This window comes from Rhizobium sp. PEPV16 (assembly GCF_008919455.1).
Taxonomy (GTDB): domain Bacteria; phylum Pseudomonadota; class Alphaproteobacteria; order Rhizobiales; family Rhizobiaceae; genus Rhizobium; species Rhizobium leguminosarum_Q.
Genome location: NZ_VSZV01000059.1, coordinates 1 through 2,131, shown reverse-complemented (window position 1 = coordinate 2,131; position 2,131 = coordinate 1). Strand labels below are relative to the sequence as shown.

The 2,131-nt window shown below is 61.4% G+C and carries 1 protein-coding gene and 1 pseudogene; both read right to left on the bottom strand.

Features of this window, described 5'->3' with window-relative positions; all coding sequences use genetic code 11:
* Positions 1-1,584, bottom strand: a 1,584-nt coding sequence (locus tag FY112_RS00515) for a thiamine pyrophosphate-requiring protein (RefSeq protein ID WP_151517365.1), incomplete at its 3' end; no start/stop codon positions are given.
* Positions 1,577-2,131 (bottom strand): annotated as a pseudogene (locus tag FY112_RS00510) (polysaccharide deacetylase); the annotation flags it as partial. The gene FY112_RS00515 and the pseudogene FY112_RS00510, both read right to left, overlap by 8 nt.

Here is a 2,131-nt window from a genome sequence, read left to right as displayed (position 1 = left end):
TTCCGGGTCCACGACGCATTCCGCGTAACCACCGAGAGCTTCCGCGATCGGCGCGTAACTGCCTGTCACCCGGTTCGCGCCGTATTTCGTGGTGGCGATCGGCATGCTCTTCGCGTAGCCGCCGAGCACGTTGTTGCGCAGCACGATGGTCAAGACAGGCAGATTGCAGCGGACAGCGGTTTCGAAGTCGATGCCGACCATTCCGAACGCGGACTCTCCCATCAGATTGACGACGGTCGCATCGGGGCGAGCAAGCCTGGCCCCCATCGCAAAGCCTAGGCCGCTTCCGAGCTGGGTGGTCTTGCCCCAACCGATGTAGCTGCCGGGTGTGCTTGCCACATAAAATGGGCAGAACTGGTCGCGCGGATTGCCGGCGTCGTGCGTCACGATCGAGGTCTTCGGATCGATCGCCTGCATGATCTCCCAGACGACACGGTAAGGTGAGATCGGCGTGCTGTCCGATGTCAGGAGCGGCATCCATTTTTCCATGAAAGCCGCGCGAACGGCAGCGATCTCCGCCGCCGGCTGCTGACGTTCGCCGAGAGGCAGGTGATCGCGACGGATGAGTGCGATCATCTGTTTCAGGACCGAGGCGGCGTCTGCGACCACACCCTGGGCAATCGCATAGTCCTTGCCGAGATCCGCATCGTCGAGCGTGACATGGAGGATGGTTTTATCTTCGGGAACCGGCAGGATGTAGTAAGAGCGCGTCAGGCTGCTGCCGAGCGCGAACACCACGTCGGCCTTTGCTAGAAAATGGTCGACGGTCGCGGGTCGGGCACGCCCGGCTGTTCCGAGAGCAAGCGGATGGTCTTCCGGAAAAGCGCTCTTGCCGTTCGGTGTCGTCATGACGGGAATGTTCAAGAGTTCGGCAAGCTCGATCAGTTCCGGCGTCGCCGAGGCTGACAGCACTCCCTGCCCCGCGAGAATGACTGGATTTTTGGCGGCCAGCAGGCTTTCGGCCAGATCGACCACCTCACGATCACCGGCCTGCGGTACGCTGCGGCGCGGTCGGCGATGATCCGCCGGCAGAGCATCAAGCCTCTCGGCCAGCAGATCGACAGGCAATTCGAGCAGGACCGGCGCCGGCGGCCCATTCCTGACACGCGATATCGCCGCATGCATGAGCTTGGGCAGATCATCGACCTGCATTGCCGCCTCACACCATTTGGTAATGTGCCGAAAGTTGCGGCGAGATTCGAAATTCGGGGCGATGGCTTCTGATCCGCGCGGGTAGCCGGTCGGCAGGAACAGCATCGGTACGCGGTCGTTGAAAGCCTGGGCAATGCCGGCAAATGCACTTTCGGCTCCCGGGCCATATTGCACAGTGACAACAGCAAGCTCCCTGCCGGCCGTCGCCCGGGCATAGCCCTCTGCGATATTGACGGCGACACGCTGCGTCCGCGCAATCAGCGGCGGAATGTCGAGCGCCGCTGAGGCATCGAAAAGCTCGCTTGCTGGAAAGCCAATGATCTGCTTGACGCCTTCCTCCTTCAGGACCCCGGCAATATATTCGGCGCCGCTCATAGTTTTCGCCTCGACGGGCAAATGGCCGTCCGGCAGTGCATGCGTGCCGTCAGCCATGATGATCGATCCAGTAACGGGCGATATCTTCGCGCCGCATGAAGGCTGCACCTGGGCTCTTCTTGACGTGCTCGATCACGTCACGCAGCCCCGAGGCGCGATTGGGCTGGCCCATCCAGCGGGCGTGCACCCCAATCGTCAGCATACGCCCGCCGGTTTCGTCTGCTTCGCCGATCATGTAGTCGATCGCCGATCGGCAATCCTCGGCAAAATCGCGCGGATTGCTGTATCCGGGCGCGATCAGATAACGGCTGTCGTTCAGCGTCTTCGAATAGGGCACGACGAGAAGCTTCGTATCCTCGTGATCGACGAAATACGGAAGATCGTCATTGCAGGGGTCCGAATAATAGAGGAAGCCGCCTTCCCTGACGATCAGGTCACGGGTGTTGACGCTTGGAAAGGATCGGCAATTCCAACCCATCGGCCTTATGCCGGTCAATTTCTCATAAAGGGCGATTGCTTCGTGCAGCTGCCGCTCCTCCTCCTCGCGCGGCATGCCGGAATATTCGCTCCAGCGCAGCCCGTGGCCGAGCAGATCGTGGCCGCG